The 19,592-nt window shown below is 63.8% G+C and carries 14 protein-coding genes and 1 other RNA gene; 9 read left to right on the top strand and 6 right to left on the bottom strand.

All coding sequences use genetic code 11. The features are described from left to right. Positions 1-127: 127 nt before the first annotated feature. Both JNB71_RS04000 and JNB71_RS03995 read right to left on the bottom strand, forming a co-directional pair. Positions 128-2,593, bottom strand: a complete 2,466-nt coding sequence (locus tag JNB71_RS04000) for an ATP-dependent helicase (protein ID WP_220370522.1) — start codon at positions 2,591-2,593, stop codon at positions 128-130. Positions 2,594-2,695: 102 nt separating this feature from the next. Next, entirely contained in the window at positions 2,696-3,106 is a 411-nt protein-coding gene (locus JNB71_RS03995; RefSeq protein WP_220370521.1) for a carboxymuconolactone decarboxylase family protein, read from the bottom strand. A 182-nt stretch (positions 3,107-3,288) separates the two neighbouring features. On the opposite strand from JNB71_RS03995, the gene JNB71_RS03990 reads away from it, so the two are divergent. The 4 genes from JNB71_RS03990 to JNB71_RS03975 all read left to right on the top strand — a co-directional run bounded on the left by JNB71_RS03990 (position 3,289) and on the right by JNB71_RS03975 (position 13,263). Beyond that, a complete protein-coding gene (locus JNB71_RS03990; RefSeq protein WP_220370520.1) occupies positions 3,289-4,506 on the top strand; it encodes an efflux RND transporter periplasmic adaptor subunit in 1,218 nt (405 codons plus the stop codon). Continuing rightward, positions 4,503-7,655 carry an efflux RND transporter permease subunit gene (locus JNB71_RS03985; RefSeq protein ID WP_220370519.1) on the top strand — a complete coding sequence of 1,051 codons (3,153 nt, stop codon included), beginning with the start codon at positions 4,503-4,505 and terminating at the stop codon, positions 7,653-7,655. Before JNB71_RS03990 ends, JNB71_RS03985 begins: the two co-directional genes overlap by 4 nt. A 331-nt stretch (positions 7,656-7,986) precedes the next feature. Further along, positions 7,987-9,396, top strand: coding sequence for an FAD-binding oxidoreductase (locus tag JNB71_RS03980; RefSeq protein ID WP_220370518.1), 1,410 nt, complete (start codon positions 7,987-7,989; stop codon positions 9,394-9,396). A gap of 93 nt (positions 9,397-9,489) precedes the next feature. Next, entirely contained in the window at positions 9,490-13,263 is a 3,774-nt protein-coding gene (locus JNB71_RS03975; RefSeq protein ID WP_220370517.1) for an AsmA family protein, read from the top strand. Positions 13,264-13,588: 325 nt separating this feature from the next. Here JNB71_RS03975 and JNB71_RS03970 read toward each other — a convergent pair whose 3' ends face one another. The 4 genes from JNB71_RS03970 to ssrA form a co-directional block, all read right to left on the bottom strand. Continuing rightward, the gene (locus tag JNB71_RS03970) at positions 13,589-13,840 is read right to left on the bottom strand and encodes a ribbon-helix-helix domain-containing protein (protein WP_220370516.1); all 252 of its coding nucleotides are present in this window, start codon (positions 13,838-13,840) and stop codon (positions 13,589-13,591) included. Positions 13,841-13,936: 96 nt separating this feature from the next. Next, a complete protein-coding gene (locus JNB71_RS03965) occupies positions 13,937-14,143 on the bottom strand; it encodes a DUF4169 family protein (protein ID WP_220370515.1) in 207 nt (68 codons plus the stop codon). Between the two features lie 25 nt (positions 14,144-14,168). Beyond that, complete coding sequence (locus JNB71_RS03960) at positions 14,169-14,687, bottom strand: SspB family protein (protein WP_220370514.1); 519 nt, start codon at positions 14,685-14,687, stop codon at positions 14,169-14,171. 123 nt (positions 14,688-14,810) lie between these two features. Then, positions 14,811-15,177: a transfer-messenger RNA gene (ssrA, locus tag JNB71_RS03955) on the bottom strand. 269 nt (positions 15,178-15,446) lie between these two features. Here ssrA and JNB71_RS03950 point away from each other — a divergent pair. The 5 genes from JNB71_RS03950 to hflC all read left to right on the top strand — a co-directional run bounded on the left by JNB71_RS03950 (position 15,447) and on the right by hflC (position 19,584). Next, positions 15,447-16,241 carry a thymidylate synthase gene (locus JNB71_RS03950; protein WP_220370513.1) on the top strand — a complete coding sequence of 265 codons (795 nt, stop codon included), beginning with the start codon at positions 15,447-15,449 and terminating at the stop codon, positions 16,239-16,241. A gap of 59 nt (positions 16,242-16,300) precedes the next feature. Beyond that, positions 16,301-16,906 carry a glutathione S-transferase family protein gene (locus JNB71_RS03945; protein ID WP_220370512.1) on the top strand — a complete coding sequence of 202 codons (606 nt, stop codon included), beginning with the start codon at positions 16,301-16,303 and terminating at the stop codon, positions 16,904-16,906. Then, on the top strand, positions 16,899-17,414 hold the full coding sequence (locus JNB71_RS03940; protein ID WP_220370511.1) for a dihydrofolate reductase: 516 nt from the start codon (positions 16,899-16,901) through the stop codon (positions 17,412-17,414). Before JNB71_RS03945 ends, JNB71_RS03940 begins: the two co-directional genes overlap by 8 nt. Before the next feature lie 149 nt (positions 17,415-17,563). Beyond that, positions 17,564-18,667, top strand: coding sequence for an FtsH protease activity modulator HflK (hflK, locus tag JNB71_RS03935; protein ID WP_220370510.1), 1,104 nt, complete (start codon positions 17,564-17,566; stop codon positions 18,665-18,667). After that, positions 18,667-19,584, top strand: coding sequence for a protease modulator HflC (hflC, locus tag JNB71_RS03930; protein ID WP_220370509.1), 918 nt, complete (start codon positions 18,667-18,669; stop codon positions 19,582-19,584). Before hflK ends, hflC begins: the two co-directional genes overlap by 1 nt. The last annotated feature ends 8 nt before the right edge of the window (positions 19,585-19,592 follow it).

The raw sequence follows: 19,592 nt of genomic DNA, 5'->3' as shown, positions 1-19,592 counted from the left end.
GATGACGGAGGGGAGGGGTTTGACACGGGAAACCGGATGCCTCCGATGTGAGGATGCTGTTATTGCCGATCTGCCCCGAAGGTCGTCATCCTCGGGCTTGACCCGAGGATCCATCCCCAAGGTGACCTCACACCCGCTCGACAAACCCGTCCAGCACCCGTTTCTGCCCAGCGCGGTCGAAGTCGATGGTCAGTTTGTTGCCCTCGATGCCGGCGATGTTGCCGTTGCCGAACTTGATGTGGAACACGCGGTCGCCGACGTTGAATTTCGAGGGTTCGTCGATCTTCGACTTGGCGACGAGTTCGCCGTCGATAGTGCGGGCGCGCGGGCCGCTCTCGCCGTAGCCGATGCGCTCCAGGCCGACGCCGGAGCGGGTGCCCCAGTTGTCGCGGGTGGCGTCGGTCTTGTTTTGTTGGGCGCGTTTCCAGCCGGGGGTGGAATAGGCGTTGGCGAAGGGTTCCTGGCTGTCGAAACGCGACTGGCCGTAGCCACCGCGGTTGTAGCCGCCATAGGATTGGTCGGTCTCGGCGACGTCGACATGGGCGACGGGCAATTCGTCGAGGAAGCGCGAGGGCAGCGTCGACTGCCACAGGCCGTGGATGCGACGGTTGGAGACGAACCAGATGTGGCAGCGGCGTTTGGCGCGCGTCAAGCCCACATAGGCGAGGCGGCGTTCCTCCTCGAGTCCAGAGCGGCCACCTTCGTCAAGGGCGCGCTGGTGCGGGAAAAGGCCCTCTTCCCAGCCGGGCAGGAAGACGGTTTCGAATTCCAGGCCCTTGGCCGAATGCAGCGTCATGATCGAGACGGCGTCGAGATCCTCGTTCTGCTCGGCATCCATCACCAGGGCGATATGTTCGAGGAAGCCGCGCATGGATTCGAACGCTTCCATCGAGCGGACGAGTTCCTTGAGGTTTTCGAGGCGTCCGGGCGCTTCGGCCGACTTGTCGTTCTTCCACATGTCCGTATAGCCGGATTCTTCGAGGATGGTTTCGGCAAGCTCGGTGTGCGGCGTGGTTTCCAGCAGGCCCTGCCAGCGCTTGAACATGGTGACGACGTCGAACAGCGATTTGCGCGGCTTGGCCTTCATCTCGTCGGTTTCGATGAGATCGGCAGCCGCCGCGAGCATCGGGATATTCCGGCCGCGGGCATAGTCGTGCAGGCTGCGCACCGTCGTATCGCCGAGGCCGCGCTTGGGGGTGTTGACGATGCGTTCGAAGGCGAGATCGTCGGCAGGCTGGCAGACGAGGCGGAAATAGGCGAGCGCATCGCGGATTTCCAGCCGCTCGTAGAAGCGCGGGCCGCCGATGACGCGGTAATTGAGGCCGAGCGTGACGAAGCGGTCTTCGAACTCGCGCATCTGGAAGGAGGCACGCACCAGGATCGCCATGTCGTTCAGGTTGTGCTGCTGGCGCTGCAGCTGCTCGATTTCCTCACCGACGGCGCGGGCTTCCTCCTCGGAATCCCAGGCGGCGTGCACCTGCACCTTGTCGTCGTCGGGGTCTGTGCGGTCGGTGAACAGCGTCTTGCCGAGGCGGCCTTCGTTATGAGCGATCAGATGGGCGGCGGCGCCGAGGATGTGCTCGGTCGAGCGGTAGTTGCGCTCCAGCTTGATCACCTTGGCGCCGGGAAAATCCTTCTCGAAGCGCAGGATGTTGTCGACCTCCGCGCCGCGCCAGCCATAGATCGACTGGTCGTCGTCGCCGACGCAGCAGACGTTCTGCGGCGTTCCCTTCGGCCGCTGGGCAAGCAGCCGCAGCCACATGTACTGGGCGGTGTTGGTGTCCTGATACTCGTCGACGAGGATATAGCGGAACTTGTCGTGATAGTCCTTCAGCACATCCGGATGGGCGCGGAACATGCGGATCGGGTGGAGCAAAAGATCGCCGAAATCGCAGGCATTCAGCGTCATCAGCCGGGCCTGATATGAAGCGTAGAGCTCGCGGCCCTTGCCGTTGGCAAAGGAGCGGGCATCGCCTTCGGGGATGTCGGCCGGGCCGAAGCCCTTGTTCTTCCAGCCGTCGATCATCTGGGCGAACTGCTTGGCCGGCCAGCGCTTGTCATCGATGCCCTCGGCCTGGATGATCTGCTTGATCAGCCGCACGACATCGTCGGTGTCGAGAATGGTGAACGAGGACTTCAGCCCGACGAGTTCGGCATGGCGGCGCAAGAGCTTGACGCCGATCGAGTGGAAGGTGCCCATCCAGGGCATCCCCTCTACGGCGGCGCCGACCAGCACGCCGATGCGCTCCTTCATTTCACGCGCCGCCTTGTTGGTGAAGGTGACGGCGAGGATCTGGCTGGGATAGGCCCGGCTGCTCGCCAGGATATGGGCGATGCGGGTGGTGAGCACCCGGGTCTTGCCGGTGCCGGCTCCGGCGAGCACCAGAACGGGACCGTCGAGGGTTTCGACCGCTTCGCGCTGTTCCGGGTTCAGGCCGGAGAGATAATCGGGCGCCCGATGCTGGTCACGCGCAGCCATGGCGCGGGCGGCGATGCCGCCTGAGGGGGCCGGCGGCGCCGGCTCACGGCCGCGCAACGGGCGCGGCGCAGGCTCCTCGTCGAAGAAGGGAATGTCGTCAAATCCATTGCTCATGCGGCTCAATGTAGTGATTCGGTGCCGAAAGGCCAGAATTCCGTTCTTCTTTTATTCCGGAAGTCCAGCTTCATTGGGGAAACAACCGCTTTTGTGCCGCGATCAGGGCCGATGATCGGCATCGAAGACGGGATCGACGGGAACCTGCAGCGCGGTTGCCAGCTGGTTGGTCTTGCCGGCAAGCGAAATGACGCGCAGGAGATCGGCATGCTGCTCGGCGGTCATGCCCTTGGCCCTGGCGGCGGCCGTATGCGAATGCGCGCAGTAGCCGCAGCCATTGGTGACGGAGACGGCGATATAGAGCATCTCCTTCACCATGGGATCGAGCGCCGACGGCGTTGCCATCACCGCCTTGACCTCGGCCCAGGTGGCTTCCAGCAGGCCGGGATCGAAGGCGAGGTAATGCCACATGTTGTTGATGAAGTCGGACTTGCGGGTGGCGCGGATGTCGTCGAACACGGCTTTGACGCGCGGATCGGTTTCCGGGTTCGGATACTTGGCGATTGTGCTCATGGGGCCTCCGGGTTCGTTTGACTGGAAAGCGGCCGCTCAGGGCCGAAAATTGCTTTCATTACAATTGCGTAATGATGGTATTCTGGCATTGCCCGGGCTGCGGCAAAAGGGGATAGTTGGCCTTGTTGATGGACCCCGCGCGCCGCCATGGCCGGGAGCCGTGATTTCAATGGAGTTCGTTGATGCGGCTTTGGAAGCAGGTGTCGATCAGTCTTGTCATTCTTGCGGTAGGTCTCGGTGCGTGGGTCCGCTTCGTGCCGGGCGCCGGCGCGATGCTTGCCAAGGCGGGTGTGCCCGAGCAACTGGTGGCCTTTGCCGCAAGGCCGGCGGCAGAGACGGGTGACGGGCAGGGCCGGGCGCAGGGTCAGGGTGCGGGCCGGCGCGGGCAGGGCGGCGGTGCGCCGCTCGTCGTCACGCAGCCGGTCGACAGCGCCGTCGTCAACGACAGGCTGAACGCGATCGGCAATGGCGAGGCGATCGTCTCAGTCGCCGTCACGCCGCAGGCGACGGGCAACCTCACCGAGATCCTCGTCAAATCCGGCGACGAGATCGAGAAGGGCCAGGTGATCGCCCGTCTCGACAGCGACGAGCAGAAGATTGCCGCGGCCCAGGCCAAGGTCGCGCTCGACAGCGCCCGCGAAAAGGTCGAGCGCAACCGCAGGCTCGGCAACACCGTGTCGGTCGCCGTCGCCCGCGATGCGGAATTCGCCATGCAGACCGCCGAACTTGCGCTGCAGACGGCGCAGCTTGACCTGAAGCGCCGCGACATCCTTGCGCCCTCCGGCGGCATCGTCGGGATCATCACCGTCAATCCGGGCGACTATGTCACCACCTCGACGCCGGTCGCCGTCGTCGACGACCGCTCGCAGATCCTTGTCGATTTCTGGGTGCCGGAGCGGTTTTCCACCAAGATCGCCGTCGGGCAGGCGGTGACGGCCTCGGCCATCGCGCTGCCGGGCTCGGAGTTTTCGGGTGCCATCGACGCCATCGACAACCGCATCGACCAGGCAAGCCGGACGTTGCGGGTCAGGGCACGGGTCGACAATCCGGAGGATACGCTGAGGGCGGGCATGTCCTTTTCCGTCTCGGTCCGCTTCCCCGGCGACGACTATCCGACGGTCAATCCGCTGGCGATCCAGTGGAGCGCCGACGGCTCCTATGTCTGGCGCGTCGAACAGGACAAGTCGCAGAAGGTCCCGGTCAAGATCATCCAGCGCAATTCCGACAAGGTGCTGGTCGAGGCAGACCTCGCCAAGGGCGATGCCGTGGTGATGGAGGGCGTGCAGCGCCTGCGCGACGGCGGCGCGGTGCGTGTGGCGAGCGACGAGAAGCCGCCGCAACAGAAATCGCGAGAGGGGGTCGAGGAGCAGAAGGTCTCAGAAGTGGAGACCGCGAAATGAGCGGCCCGTTGAACGCCACCGGCGACCATCACGGAGCCGGGCGTACGGCGGGCTTTACGGCGCTGTTCATCCGCCGGCCGATCTTTGCGCTGGTCGTCAACACGCTGATCATCGTTGCCGGTCTGGCAGCGCTGAATGGCATCGAGATCCGCGAACTGCCGCAGGTGGACCAGCCGGTGGTCTCGGTCAACACCCAGTTCGACGGCGCTTCGCCCGAAACGGTCGACCGCGAGCTGACCTCGGTGATCGAGGGTGCCGTGTCGCGCGTCCAGGGCATCAAGGACATCTCCTCGACGTCGCAATATGCCCAGAGCCGCGTCACGCTGCAATTTTCCGACACGACCGATATCGGCCAGGCTTCCAACGATATCCGCGATGCGCTCGGGCGGGTGGCGAACCAGCTGCCGGAGGATGCCGACGAGCCGCGCATCGTCAAGGCCGACGCCGACAGCCAGCCGATCCTCCGGCTGGCGCTGACGTCCGACACGCTGTCGATGGAAGACCTGACGCTGCTTGCCGAAAACGAGATCACCGACCGGCTCGCCGCCGTCGAGGGTGTCGCCGACGTGCAGATCAACGGCGACCAGGAGAAGATCTTCCGCATCGACGTCAACCAGTCGAAGCTGGCGTCGCGCGGATTGACCGTCGCCAATCTGCGCGATGCGCTGGCGACCGCCTCGCTCGACGTGCCGGCCGGATCGCTGACAAGCGCCGACCAGGACATTTCGGTGCGCGCCACCGCCGGCCTGCAGACGCCGGAGGAATTCGAGAACCTGATCCTCGGCGACAATGTGCGGCTCGGCGATATCGCGACGGTGACGCTCGGCCCGGATATCGGCACGTCGTCGCTGAGGTCAAACGGCCGCCCGGGCATCGGGCTCGGCATCATCCGGCAGGCGCAGTCGAACACGCTCGATATTTCGCGGGGCGTGAAGAAGGCGGTGGCAACCATCGACGAGATCCTGCCGGAGGGCACGCAGCTCAAGGTCACCAGCGACGACGCGGTGTTCATCGAGGGCGCCATCCACGAGGTGCAGATCGCGCTCATTGCCTCCGTCATCATCGTCACCATCGTCATCTATCTCTTCCTGCTCGACTGGCGGGCGACGCTCATCCCGACGCTGACGATGCCGATCGCGCTCGTCGGCACCTGCGCGGCGATCTATGTTGCCGGCTTCTCGATCAACATCCTGACGCTGCTGGCGATCGTGCTGGCGACGGGGCTCGTGGTGGACGACGCCATCGTCGTGCTTGAAAACATCGTGCGGCGACGTGGCGAGGGCATGGGGCCGCGGGCGGCGGCGGTGCTCGGGACGCTCGAAGTGTTCTTCGCCGTCATCGCCACGACGGCGACGCTTGCGGCGGTGTTCGTGCCGCTGTCGTTCCTGCCGGGGCAGACGGGCGGGCTGTTCCGCGAGTTCGGCTTCGTGCTCGCCTTCGCCATCCTGCTCTCGGCCTTCGTATCCCTGACGCTCTGCCCGATGCTGGCGTCGCGCATGCTCAAACCGCATGGCGAGGAGCATGGCCATACCGGGTTCATGGCCAAGATCGGCGTTTTTGCCGCGCGCTTCTATCGGCGGACGCTGCGGGCCTGCCTCAACTCGCCGCTGATCGTCTTCATGGTTGCTGCCATGGTGACGGCGGCGGGCGCTGGCGCCTTCACGCTTCTGAAGTCGGAACTGACGCCGACGGAGGACCGCGCCCGCATCATGCTGCGGATGCAGGCGCCGCAGGGCGTTTCGCTGGAATACACGCAGGCGCAGATGCGCCGCGTCGAGGACGGGCTGAAGCCGCTGGTCGACAGCGGCGAGATCGCCAATGTCTTCTCCGTTTCCGGCCAGGGCGGCTCGGTTAACGGTGGCTTCATGGTGCTGACGCTGGCGCCCTGGAGCGACCGGGACCGCACCCAGCAACAGATTTCCGCCGACATCACCAGGATAACGGCGAATATCCCGTCGATCCGCGTCTTCCCGATCCAGCCGAACAGCCTCGGCATCCGCGGCGCCGGCAACGGCCTGCAGGTGGCACTGGTCGGCAACGACTACCGCAAGCTCGGCGAGGCGGCGGCGAAACTGGTGCGGCAGATGGAAGACAGCGGCCGTTTCGAAAACGTCCGACTGAACTACGAGGAGAACCAGGCGCAGCTTTCGGTGACGATCGACCGCGAACGCGCCTCCGATCTCGGCATCGATATCAAGGGCCTGTCGTCGGCGCTGCAGGCGATGCTCGACGGCAACAGCGTGCTCGACGTCTATGTCGACGGCGAGGCGTATCCGGTCAAGCTCTTGTCGACGACCAATCCGGTCAACGACCCGACCGACCTGCAGAACATCTTCCTGAAGACGGGCGACGGCAAGATCGTGCCCATGTCGTCGATTGCGACCGTCGAGGAAAGGGCGGTTGCGCCGCAGCTGTCGCGTGAGTCGCAGCTGCGCTCCGTCTCGCTCTCTGCGGGTCTCGGGCCCGATGTCGCGCTCGGCGACGCGCTGTCGATGGTCGAGCAGATGGCCGAGCCGCTCCTGCCGCCCGGGTCGCGCGTCGTGCCGCTTGCGGAAGCCGCGACGCTCGATGAGAACGCCAACGGCATGTTCATCACCTTCGGCTTTGCGCTGGTGATCATCTTCCTGGTGCTGGCCGCACAATTCGAAAGTCTGGTCAGCGGCCTGATCATCATGTCGACAGTGCCGCTCGGCCTTGCCTGCGCCGTCTTTGCCATGCTGCTCACCGGCAATACGTTGAACATCTATAGCCAGATCGGCCTGGTGCTCCTGGTCGGCATCATGGCGAAGAACGGCATCCTCATCGTCGAATTCGCCAATCAGCTGCGCGACCGCGGCGAAGACCTGCGCTCGGCGATCGAGAACGCGGCGAATATCCGGCTGAGGCCGGTGATGATGACGATGATCGCCACCATCGTCGGTGCCGTGCCGCTGGTGCTGGCAAGCGGAGCCGGCGCCGAGGCTCGTATCGCCCTCGGCGGCGTGCTGGTCGGCGGCCTCGGGCTTGCCACGGTGGTGACGCTGTATCTGACGCCGGTCGCCTATCTGGTCATTGCCCGGTTCACCAAACCGCATGTCGATGAGGAACGGCGGCTGCACCGCGAGCTGGAGCAGGCCGAAGCGCTGCAACTGGCCGAAGCCGCGGAATAGGGGCGTCCAAATTGTTCGGGCCGGTGGTCTCGGCGTCAACCGCCCCTCATCCGGCGCTTCGCGCCACCTTCTCCCCGACGGCGAGAAGAGGGCCTGCCGCGACGGCTGACGACAGCCGGCAGTCGTGATGCAACAGATCAGCGCGCGTGACTCTGTCAACATCACACAGGGCTCGTTCTGCCCTGTGTCCCGACTGTCTCACTTCGGCGCAATTCCATGCTAAACCCGTGAAGTTCAGGACGAGGTTCTGGACAAAATGATTCCGATTTGCACAGTAGCGCATTGAAATCCAAGAATTTCCGCGATGTGCAGCGGCGTTCGGGAGCGAGACATGGCGTTGAAGGCGATCAAGGCGGGCAGCCGCAACGAAACCGGCATAGCAACGGCCGTGCGGCTGATGAGCGAACGGTTCGGAGCGCGTTTCCAGACGGGCGAGGCCATCCGGGCGCAGCATGCCCACGCGACGACCTATATTCCCGCGCAATTGCCCGACGGCGTCGTCTTTCCGGAGAGCGCCGTCGAGGTCGAGGCGATCGTTTCAATCGCCAGCGAACATGGCGTTCCGCTGATCGCCTTCGGCACGGGGTCGTCGCTCGAAGGCCACATCAATGCGCCGCATGGCGGCATCAGCGTCGATGTCAGCCGGATGGACAAGGTGCTCGAAGTCAATGCCAGCGATTTCGACTGTACCGTTCAGCCGGGCATCACGCGCGAGGCGCTGAACATCCATTTGCGCGACACAGGCCTGTTCTTCCCGATCGATCCGGGCGCCAATGCCTCGATCGGCGGCATGGCGTCGACGCGCGCCTCCGGTACCAATGCGGTGCGCTACGGCACGATGAAGGATAATGTGCTGGCCGTGACGGCGGTGACGGCAGGGGCCAAGGAAATCCGCACGGCGCATCGGGCGAGGAAGTCGTCTGCGGGCTACGATCTTACCCGTCTTTTCGTAGGCGCCGAGGGGACGCTCGGTATCCTGACCTCGATCACGCTCAGGCTGCAGGGTATCCCGGAGATGATCGCCGGCGGCGTCTGCTCGTTTCCTTCTGTCGGCGACGCCTGCAACACGGTGATCCTGACCATCCAGTCGGGCATTCCCGTGGCGCGGATCGAGCTTCTGGACGCCGTGCAGATGCGGGCGAGCAACGCCTATTCCGGATTGTCCTTCCCGGAAATGCCGACGCTGTTCGTCGAGTTTCACGGCAGCGCGGAGAGCGTGGCGCTGCAATCCAGGCAATTCGCCGAGATCGCCGGCGAATTCGGCAGTTCCGAGTTCCGCTGGACGGCCAACGCCGAGGAGCGCAACGCGCTGTGGAAGGCGCGGCACAATGCCTATTGGGCCCAGAAGAGCCTGGCGCCCGGGCTGGCCATTCTCTCCACCGACGTCTGCGTGCCGATCTCGCGGCTTGCCGATTGCGTCGAGGCGACGCAGGAGGACATTCTCGCCAACGGCCTGATCGCTCCGATCGTCGGCCATGCGGGTGACGGGAACTTTCACGTCGGCCTGCTGTTTGACCACAAGGACGGCGCCGACATCGCCAAGGCGGAGGCTTTCGTCGCCCGCCTCAACGAGCGGGCGCTGGCGATGGATGGCACCTGCACCGGCGAGCACGGCATCGGGCAGGGCAAGATGCCGTTCCTCGAGGCGGAGCTTGGCGACGCACTCGATCTGATGCGGCAGGTGAAGCGGGCGCTCGATCCGGGCAACATCTTCAACCCCGGCAAGATTTTTGCCATGTGAAAAGCCCGAAGCGATGTTAATACCATGATCGATTACAGGAAGCGCCGGCCGGGGCGCCATCTTCCGCAGCAAACGGGTTAGGACTTTCAACTGGTGCTTTCGCGAATTCTGGTTTTCGTCGGTGGTCTTCTGGTGGTGGCTTTGTTTGCCGCGCTGATTGCACCGCTATTCGTGGACTGGACCGATTTTCGCAAGGATTTCGAGCGCGAGGCGAGCCGGATCATGGGCAAGCCCGTGGTGGTGCACGGCAGCGTCGATGCCCGGCTGATCCCGTTCCCCTCGGTCACTCTCAACGATGTCCGCGTCGGCCAGTCCGAGAGCGGCGAGCCGCTGATCCAGATCGCCCGATTTTCGATGGATGCGGAGCTTGCGCCTTTTCTTTCCGGCGAAGCGCTGATCTTCGACATGCGGCTGGAACAGCCGAAGGCCAAGGTGCGGCTGCTGCCGGATGGCACGCTCGACTGGGCGCGCGGACGCAAGGCCTCCATTCCGGCAAAGGTCGTGATCCTCGAAAACGTTGCCATTGCCGGCGGCCAGATCGACTTCGTCGACGAGCAGACGGGCCGGACCCGGCGCATCACCGGGCTCGAGGCCGATCTCTCCGCCCGCTCGCTTGCAGGTCCGTGGAAGATGGAAGGCCGCGCGGCACTCGACGGCGAGGCTGGCAGCTTCTCCTTCTCCAGCAGCGCAGCCGATAATGAGGCCGGAACGCTCGGCCTGCGGGCGCGACTGACGCCGGACAAGCGCCCGTTTGGCGTCGAACTCGACGGCGACCTGAAGATCGTCGACTTCAAGCCGCTCTACCAGGGCAAGTTCACGCTGACCGAAAACAAGCCCGCCGAGGCGCAGGACGTGTCCGAGCAATCCGGCGCCCTTCGCGTGACCGGCGCCTTCGAACTTACCAACGAGCGCATTCGCGTGCCCGAATACCGGCTCGAAATCGGCCCGAAGGACGATCCCTATCTGGTGACCGGCGAGGCGACGCTCGATACCGGCAAGGAACAGGAATTCCTGCTTCTGGCCGATGGCCAGCAGATCGATGTCAGCCGCATCGGCAATGGCGGCGAAGCAGGCAAGACTGGCCGCGACCCGGCAATTTCCGTTCGCCAGCGCCTGGCGGCGATGATGGCGATCGCGGCCGATATCCCGATCCCACAGGTGCCCGGCCGGGCGAGCCTGAAACTCCCGGCGATCGTCATCGGCGACACGACGGTGCGCGACGTCCGCCTTGACCTGAGGCCGGCCGGGGCAGGCTGGATGGTCGACAAGGCGGTGGCGCAACTGCCTGGCCGCACGCAGTTCGAGGCCGAAGGCAGGCTGCAGTTGAGCGGCCAGCGCGCCTTCCGCGGCCAAATGCTCGTCGCGTCAAACCAGCCGTCGGGCCTGGCGGCCTGGGTTGCCGGCTCGGTCGATCCGGCGATCCGCAAGCTGAAGACCGCCGGTTTTTCGGCGACCGTCAACCTGACCGACACGCTGCAGCAGTTCGAGCGCCTCGAGGTTGCGGCCGGGCCCGCCGTCCTTCACGGCCGGATCGAGCGGCAGGCACTCGACGGCGTGCCGCCGAGCCTGTCGCTGCAGCTCAAGGGTAACCGCATCAACCTGGAGGCGCTGCAGGCGCTGGCAGGGCTCGTGGCTGGCGACGCCTCGACCGAAACGGTGCTTTCGCATACCATAGCCGCCGATCTCTCGGCCGAGCATTTTTCCGCTTTCGACGAAGACGCCAGCGACGTGCAACTGGTGGCGACCCTGAAAAACGGCCAGTTGCAGGCCGAACGTGTCTCGATCGGCGATATCGCCGGAACGCAGCTGGCGCTTTCGGGGCGGATGAGCGGGGATTTCAGCACGCCCGTGGTCTCGGCCAAGATGAAGCTCGCCTCGCCGGATCTGACGCCGTTCCTGAAGATGATCGAACGTCATGCCGCAGCCCACCCGGCGCTTGAGCAGCTGGTGAAAAGCGGGCCCTACTATACTGACGCGGCGCTCGACGTGACGGTGACCTCCGGCGGCCAGGACGGCAAGGCGCCGGTGACGTTCGGCATCATCGGCACGGCGAACGGCACGAAGATCGCCGCCAATTATCAGGCGCCCAATGTGGCGCAGGCGCTCGCCGGCCAAGGCATCCTGCTCGAGGCGACGATGGAGAACCCTTCGACGCCGGTGCTGCTCGGCCAGATCGGCTTCGACCCGCTGCCCTTCGACGTCGATGCGAATGCGATCTTCTCGGTCAAGCTGCAGGGCACCGACGGGGAGAAGGCCAACGGTTCGCTCACCTTTACCACCGAGCGGACGTCGCTGACCGCCAATGGCGATATCGACCTGTCACGGGAGAATTTCCTCTCCGGCCAGTCGAAGATCGCGCTCGAAAGCCGGGACTTCGAGCCTTTCCTGCTGTTGCAGGGCATCGGCCTGCCGCAGACGGGGACGGGGCTGCCGCTCGCCATGAAAGCCGACGTAGCGACGACGCCGGAGGCGGTGACGCTCTCGGCAATCGAAGGCAACGCCGACAGCAATGCCTTTTCCGGGACGATCGCCATCGACCGCAGGACACCGGGCAAGGCGACCGGCAAGATCGCGCTCGACACGCTTGATCTTGCCTGGATCGGCGAAGGCATCATCGGACCGGTCCAGGATACGACGAGCGGCGACCTGTCGACGGCGCCTGTCGTGCAGCCGCCATGGAGCGGGCTCGACGTCGCGCTCGATTTTTCTGCCAAGCGGTTCTGGCCGGGCGTCTATGGCGCGGTCTCCGACCTCACCGGCAAGCTTGTCTGGAAGGGCGATCAGATCGAGTTCGGCACGCTCGCCGGCAACTGGCTCGGCGGCAAGGTCGAGGGCCGCCTGCTGCTCGGCAATGGGGACGCCTCCGGCTTCTTCCAGACGCGGCTCGACCTCAAGGATGCGGACCTTGCCACGGCCGCATGGACAGCGGGTGGGACGGCGGTGGCCGAGGCCAAGGTCGACCTGACGATTGCGATGGAGGCATCCGGCAAGACCGCGCGAGCCATGGCCGAGTCAGCCAGCGGATCCGGAACGGCGACGCTTCGCGATACCGTCGTTCACGGGCTCAATACGGCGGCGCTGCCCGATATTATCGCAGCGGCCGACCGGCTGGAGCGGGAGATCACGGCGGATGTCGTCAAGGCGATTGCCGAGAAAAATGTGCTGACCGGACAGGCGGCGCTCGGCACGGTGACGGTGCCCTTCAACATCGCCGGTGGCACGCTGCGTGCACAGAACGTGACGGCGGGCGACGCTGCCGCCGGTCTTTCCGCCGATGCGGAGATCAGCTTTCCGGACGAGCGGATGAAGGCGGGCGTGACCGTGAATTTCCATCCGGGCGAGGAGGCGCTGACAGGCGCCGAGCCGCAGGTGAGGCTTTCCTATGCCGGCCTGCTCAAGTCGCCCGGCCTATCGCTCGATGCCACCGACCTGTCGAATTACCTGTCGCTCAGAGCCTTCGAGCGCGAACGCCGCCGTGTCGAGACGCTGCAGGCCAACGTGCTGGAAAAACAGCGGCTGCGGCGGGAAGTAGCGCTCTACAAGGCCAATGCCGCGGCGCGCGAGGCGGCGCGGCTCAGGGCCATCGAAGAGGAGCGGCGGCGCCAACTTGCCGCCGAAACGGCAGCGCGGCAGAAGGCGGAAGCCGAGGCAAGGGCGCTTGCCGAGAAGAAGGCGGCCGAGGACGCGGCTGCGGCCAGGGCGGCAGAGGCTGCGCGCAAGGCCGAGGAAGAAAAGAACCTTCTGCCGTTCGATCCGACCGGCGGCGAACTGCCGCAGCAGGGGGTAACGACTGGACAGCAGCCGACTGTCCAGACCCCGCAGCAGGGGCTTAACTTCAATACGCTGCCGGGCGTGACGCCGCAGTAGGGCCGTCGCAGAAGCGGCCGATGCGGCAGCCTTGCTGATGCACGGGCCGGTGACGCGGTGGTCGGTTGTCGATAGCCAATCTTACGGCATGATCCTTTGTGCGTCATACACGGTACGATGGTAGCCGCCTTACCCCCTCTGCCCCTGCCGGGCATCTCCCCCTCAAGGGGGAGATTGGGATGGGGCGGACCTCTCGCTCCCGATCCCCCCTTGAGGGGGAGATGTCACGAAGTGACAGAGGGGGGCATCCCCGATGCTTTCGTGCGGTGGACACCATAGTACAGGACACAGTTCTCAGGGGGCAAGAGGGGCCTTAGCCACGGTGTCAAGGGCCGCTGTCGTGTACGATAGGCGTCATGTTTGACGCGGCGCCGGTTTTGACCCAGTTGAGCACGTAGACCCGGAGTGCCGAGGAGAGGTTGCTTTCGGCGAGGCGTGCGTCGTCGATCTCGGCGATCAGCTGCGCAAGCGCGATCTGCCTCATGTCAGCGATCGCCTTCAATTCCAGCCAGAAAGGTTCTTCCAGCGAGAAGCTGGTGCGGTGGCCATGCAGTGTCGCGGAATGCTTGCGGATCAACGATCGTGCCTCAGAAAATGATTCAGGTCGTTTGGATTTTGATTCCGGCGGGCTCGTTAACGCGTTGATCCTGCGCTGAAACAGCGGACTGGGCTGCTAAGACTGGCCGTCGGTCTCGTCCGGCGTCGTTTCGCGCCGGCCCTGTTCGTGGGCCTTGCCGGCCTTGTCGTTCAGCGCCTGGGTGAGCCGCTTCTCAGCCTTGGTCCGGCCGAACGAAATGCGGTTCTGCTCGGCGCGCTTGTCCTTTTCCGTCCGCGCCTTCTGCTTGCGGAACTGACGGAGATTGACGACGTCGCCGGTCATGGGGAACCTGTCCTGAAGAAGGGCTTCAGTTTTTCTTGCGGAAGGAATCGAGCGAGATCACCGAGCCGCCCTCCTTCTTGCCGTCATCGCCGGACTTTGCCGCAGCATCGGTCCCGGCATCGGCCGTCGTCTCGCTCTGAGCGATCGGATAGGCGGTGATCTCGGCGCCTTCGTCCTCCTCGGTGGCGGCAACATCGAATTCGAGCTCGAAATTGACGGAGGGATCGTAGAAGCCGCGGATGGCGTTGAACGGGATGACCAGCTTTTCAGGCGTGTCGGAGAAGGACAGGCCGATCTCGAACTGGGTTTCGCTGACCTTCAGGTCCCAGAACTGATGCTGGACGACGATCGTCATCTGCTCGGCATATTTGGCCTTGAGATGCTGGGAGATGCGCACGCCCGGCGCGCCGGTGAGGAAGGTGATGAAGAAGTGGTGATCGCCGGGAAGATGACCTGTGGCTGCGACTTCGGTCAAGACCTTGCGAATGACGCTGCGAAGCGCGTCCTGCGCGAGAATGTCGTAGCGGATATGGTCTTGGCCCATAAGATCCCCGTCTTTCTTGTAACTCAACCCTGTCACACTCTATGCCATCTGCTCTCTTAGCAGGAAAGTCCTCGCATCCGAGTCAGTTGTATCATCTATAGACCATTTCAAGGCAGGGGAGAAGGTGAAGGCTTCTGTTGCCAGGTGCCTTCGGACCCCGCCTAAGAGTGCGACCCCTTAGGACTTGATTTGAAGTGTCACACCGCGATTAAGCAGCGAGACGAGCTTCCGCATAGTTGTCGTTTGCAACTACAATTTTAGCCCGATAACGGTGGTACAATGCCGAGCGAAAAGTCGATCTTTACACCCTTGTCGATCCTATTTCGCCCCCATCAAAAGCCGGTCCGCAAGACATGTCCGACCGGTTTTTGGTGGAGGCGCCGGGTACCGCCCCCGGGTCCAATAGGTTTATTTCATCGCCTGTTTATCGCCATAGCCGCCCGAAGACGGCATGTGACATATAGGTGTTAACAGGTCTCAAGAAAAGGGGCTTGCGGGAAAATACAGTGTATGTCTGCTGCGTGCCCGGGCAGTTCAGCGTCAACGCGCGCGTCAGGCGCAAAAACGCTTGCTGGCCTTCCACATAGGAGGAGGGTGGAAGACATTCTGCTCTCGAGCGGCAAAATGCCTCGGGCGAGCTCAAAACGCCTCGGGCGAGCTCTTGGGCGCGATCGCACTTTGGGGAAAGCCTGGATTTACCGATTGGTTCGCCGCCGACTTGCGCCTATTTTACCCGCAATACGAATCGGTGGCGGACTCATGAAACAATACCTCGACTTTCTGCGTCACGTGATGGAGACCGGTTGCGACCGCGGCGACCGGACGGGAACCGGTACGCGCTCCGTCTTCGGCTACCAGATGCGTTTCGACCTGTCCGAAGGGTTTCCGGTCCTCACGACCAAGAAGCTGCACCTGAAATCGATCATCCACGAACTGCTGTGGTTCCTGAAGGGCGACACCAACATCGCCTATCTCAAGGAAAACGGTGTCAACATCTGGAACGAATGGGCCGACGAGAACGGCGACCTCGGTCCCGTCTACGGCTACCAGTGGCGGTCCTGGCCGACCCATGACGGCCGGCATCTCGACCAGATCGTCAGGCTCGTCGAAGGGCTGAAAAACAACCCGAACTCGCGCCGTCACATCGTCTCCGCCTGGAACCCTGCGCTGGTCGACGAAATGGCCCTGCCGCCGTGCCACTGCCTGTTCCAGTTCTATGTTTCGGACGGCAAGCTGTCCTGCCAGCTCTATCAGCGCTCGGGGGATCTCTTCCTCGGCGTGCCCTTCAACATCGCCTCCTATGCGCTGCTGACGCTGATGGTGGCGCAGGCTTGCGACCTGCAGCCGGGCGATTTCGTGCATACCTTCGGCGATGCGCATATCTACCACAACCATTTCGACCAGGTGCGCGAGCAACTGACCCGAACGCCCAAACCCTTGCCGACGATGCACTTGAACCCGGAGGTGAAGGATCTATTTGCCTTTAAATTCGAAGACTTCGAGCTGAGCGGCTATGAGGCCGATGCGCATATCAAGGCGCCGGTTGCAGTGTGATGAGGGCAACCCCGGCGCGCTGACAACGTCGCCGAAACCTTACGGTCGGGGAGGACCACATGCTGACATTGATCCATGCGCCGTTGTCGCGCTCGGGCCGCATCCTGTGGCTTTTGGAGGAGCTCGGGGCGGAATACGATGTCCGCTACGTCTCGATCCGCCGCCGGGACGGTTCGGGCGGGCCGGACGACAACAATCCGCATCCCCACAAGCAGGTTCCCGCTCTGCTGCATAACGGGTCGCTGGTGACCGAATCGACCGCGATCACGCAATACCTGACGGAGCTCTATCCCGATTGCGAGATGGGACGGCCGCAGGGCCACCCGGAGCGCGGCGCCTATCTGTCCTGGCTCGCTTACTATGCCGGCGTGATCGAACCGGTGGGAACCGCCTTCATCAGCGGTCTGACGCAGACCAGTCCGGAGCTTGCGAAAGGTTACCAGGATATGTGTGCGCACGTGGTCGCGACGCTTGACAAGCAGCCCTATCTGCTGGGCGAGCGGATCAGCGGCGCCGACATCATGCTGGGCGGCGCGCTCGCCTGGATGCGCAGGCTCTTGCCGGCGAGCCTCAGCGTCGATCGCTATGTGCAGGCATTGACGTCGCGACCGGCACTTGCCCGTGCCCGCGAGATCGACAGCAAGCCGGACGGGTTTCATGACTGAGGCCAAGGTTACAATCGTCGTTGCCGTTTCGACGAACGGGGTGATCGGAAGGGACGGCGGTCTTCCCTGGCATCTGCCCACCGACCTCAAGCGCTTCAAGGCGCTGACGCTCGGGAAGCCGGTGATCATGGGGCGCAAGACCTGGGCGTCGATCGGCAGGCCTTTGCCGGGGCGGCCCAACATCGTCATCAGCCGCGATGCGGATTTCCGTGCCGACGGTGCGACGGCAGTCCGTTCGCTGGACGAAGCGATCACGTTGGCGCGGCAGCAGGCAAGGGCGCTTGGGGTCGACGAGGTCTGCGTCATCGGGGGCGGCGAGATCTACCGGCAGGCGATGCGTGAGGCCGACATCCTGCACATCACGCAAGTGTCCGCCGATGTGGATGGCGACACGCGCTTTCCGCCGGTCGATCCCGGCATTTTCGAGAAGATCGTCGATGAGCCGCTGCCGCAGGGCGAAAAGGACAGCCATGCCATGCGATTCTCGACCTGGCGGCGCAAAAGCTAAGTAAAGATAACTATTTTACCGGATTTACGGTGAAGTTGGATGCGCCGCGTTGAAAGCCGTTCTGGAGATACCTATAACGGGTTCACATCACGGCCAGCGGCGTGTCCGCAGGGTGTCGATCCTGGAATTTTTTCGTGGAAGAGGTATGAATGCCCTGGAGCAATCAGAACGGCGGCGGCGGCGGTCCTTGGGGCGGCGGCGGCGGAAATAAGGGTCCTTGGGGACAGGGGCCGAACCGCCCGCGCGGCGGCCGCGGCAATGGCGGCCCGCCGGATCTGGAGGAAATCTTCCGCCGGGGACAGGATCAGCTGAAAAACGTTGTTCCGGGTGGTTTCAACGGTGGCGTTGCGGCCATCATCGGCCTCCTCATCGTCGGTTTCGTGCTGATCAATTCGATCTATACCGTCCAGCCCGACGAGCGCGGCGTCGAAATGCGGTTCGGCAAGCCCAAGGAAGAAATTTCCATGCCGGGCCTGCACTATCATTTCTGGCCGCTTGAAAAGGTCGAACTGGTCAAGATCACCGAGCAGCAGCAGAATATCGGCAGCAAGTCGAGCCTGGCGAGCCAGTCCTCGGCCGGCCTGATGCTTTCCGGCGACCAGAACATCGTCAACGTGCAGTTTTCCGTGCTGTTTTCCGTGACTGACCCGAAGGCCTATCTCTTCAATGTCGAGAACCCGGCAGAGACGCTGCAGCAGGTCGCGGAAAGCGCCATGCGCGAAGTCGTCGGCCGCCGGCCGGCGCAGGACATCTTCCGCGATAACCGCCAGGCGATCGCGGCCGACGTGAAGACTACGATCCAGGCGACGATGGACACCTATGGCGCCGGCATTTCCGTCAACACGGTTGCCATCGAAGATGCAGCACCGCCGCGCGAAGTGGCCGATGCCTTCGACGAAGTGCAGCGCGCCGAGCAGGACGAAGACCGGTTTGTCGAAGAGGCCAACCAGTATGCCAACCAGGTGCTTGGCAAGGCCCGCGGTCAGGCCGCCCAGCTCCGCGAAGAGGCGGCAGCCTACAAGGGCCGCGTCGTCAAGGAAGCACAGGGTGAGGCGCAGCGCTTCATCTCGGTTTACGACGCCTATGCCAAGGCGCCCGACGTGACGCGCAAGCGCCTCTATCTCGAAACCATGCAGAATGTCCTCGGCAAGTCCAAGAAGGTCATCCTCGACGAGAAGAACGGGCAGGGCGTCCTGCCCTATCTCCCGCTCAATGAAATCGGCAAGCCCGCGCAGTCGGGAGGGGCCCAGTAATGAACAACCGTCTCCCCTATATCCTGATCGCTCTCGCGCTTGTGCTGATGACGGCCTATTCCTCCGTCTTCATCGTCAACCAGCGTCAGCAGGCGATCGTCGTTCGTTTCGGCGAGATCAAGGACGTCAAGAGCGAGCCGGGGCTCTATTTCAAGCTTCCCTTTGCCTTCATGGATGCAGACCGCGTGCAGTATGTCGAGAGGCAGGCCCTGCGCTTCGATCTCGACAACATCCGCGTTCAGGTCTCCGGCGGCAAGTTCTATGAGGTCGATGCCTTCGTCGTCTACAAGATCGCCGATGCCAGGCGTTTCCGCGAGACGGTTTCCGGCGATCGGGAATCGGCGGAATCGCGGCTGCGCACCCGCCTCGACGCGTCGCTGCGCCGGGTTTACGGTCTTCGCGGCTTTGAATCCGCGCTTTCCGACGAGCGGGCATCGATGATGCGCGAAGTGCGCGCCGATCTGAAGACCGATGCCGAATCGCTCGGGCTAAACATCGAGGATGTCCGCATCCGCCGCACCGACCTGACGCAGGAAGTCTCGCAGCAGACTTTCGAGCGGATGAAGGCCGAGCGTCTGGCCGAAGCCGAGTTGATCCGGGCTCGCGGTAACGAGAAAGGTCAAACGCGCAGAGCGGTTGCCGACCGCCAGGTTGTCGAGTTCGTTGCCGAAGCGCAGCGCGATTCGGAAATCCTTCGCGGTCAGGGCGAAGCCGAGCGGACCGCCGTCTTTGCCGATGCCTTTGCCCGCGATCCGCAGTTCTTCGAGTTCTACCGCTCGATGACGGCCTATGATCAGGCGATCGGCAGTCCGGATACGACGCTGGTGCTGTCGCCGGACTCGGAATTCTTCCGCTATTTCAATAGCTCGGATGGAGCCGCCGAACCGCCTGCCGCTCAGCCTGCGACAGGAAACTGATCGGCGCA

Source organism: Rhizobium herbae (assembly GCF_019511375.1).
Taxonomy (GTDB): Bacteria; Pseudomonadota; Alphaproteobacteria; order Rhizobiales; family Rhizobiaceae; genus Pararhizobium; species Pararhizobium herbae_A.
This window is presented reverse-complemented; position numbering and strand designations above follow the sequence as displayed.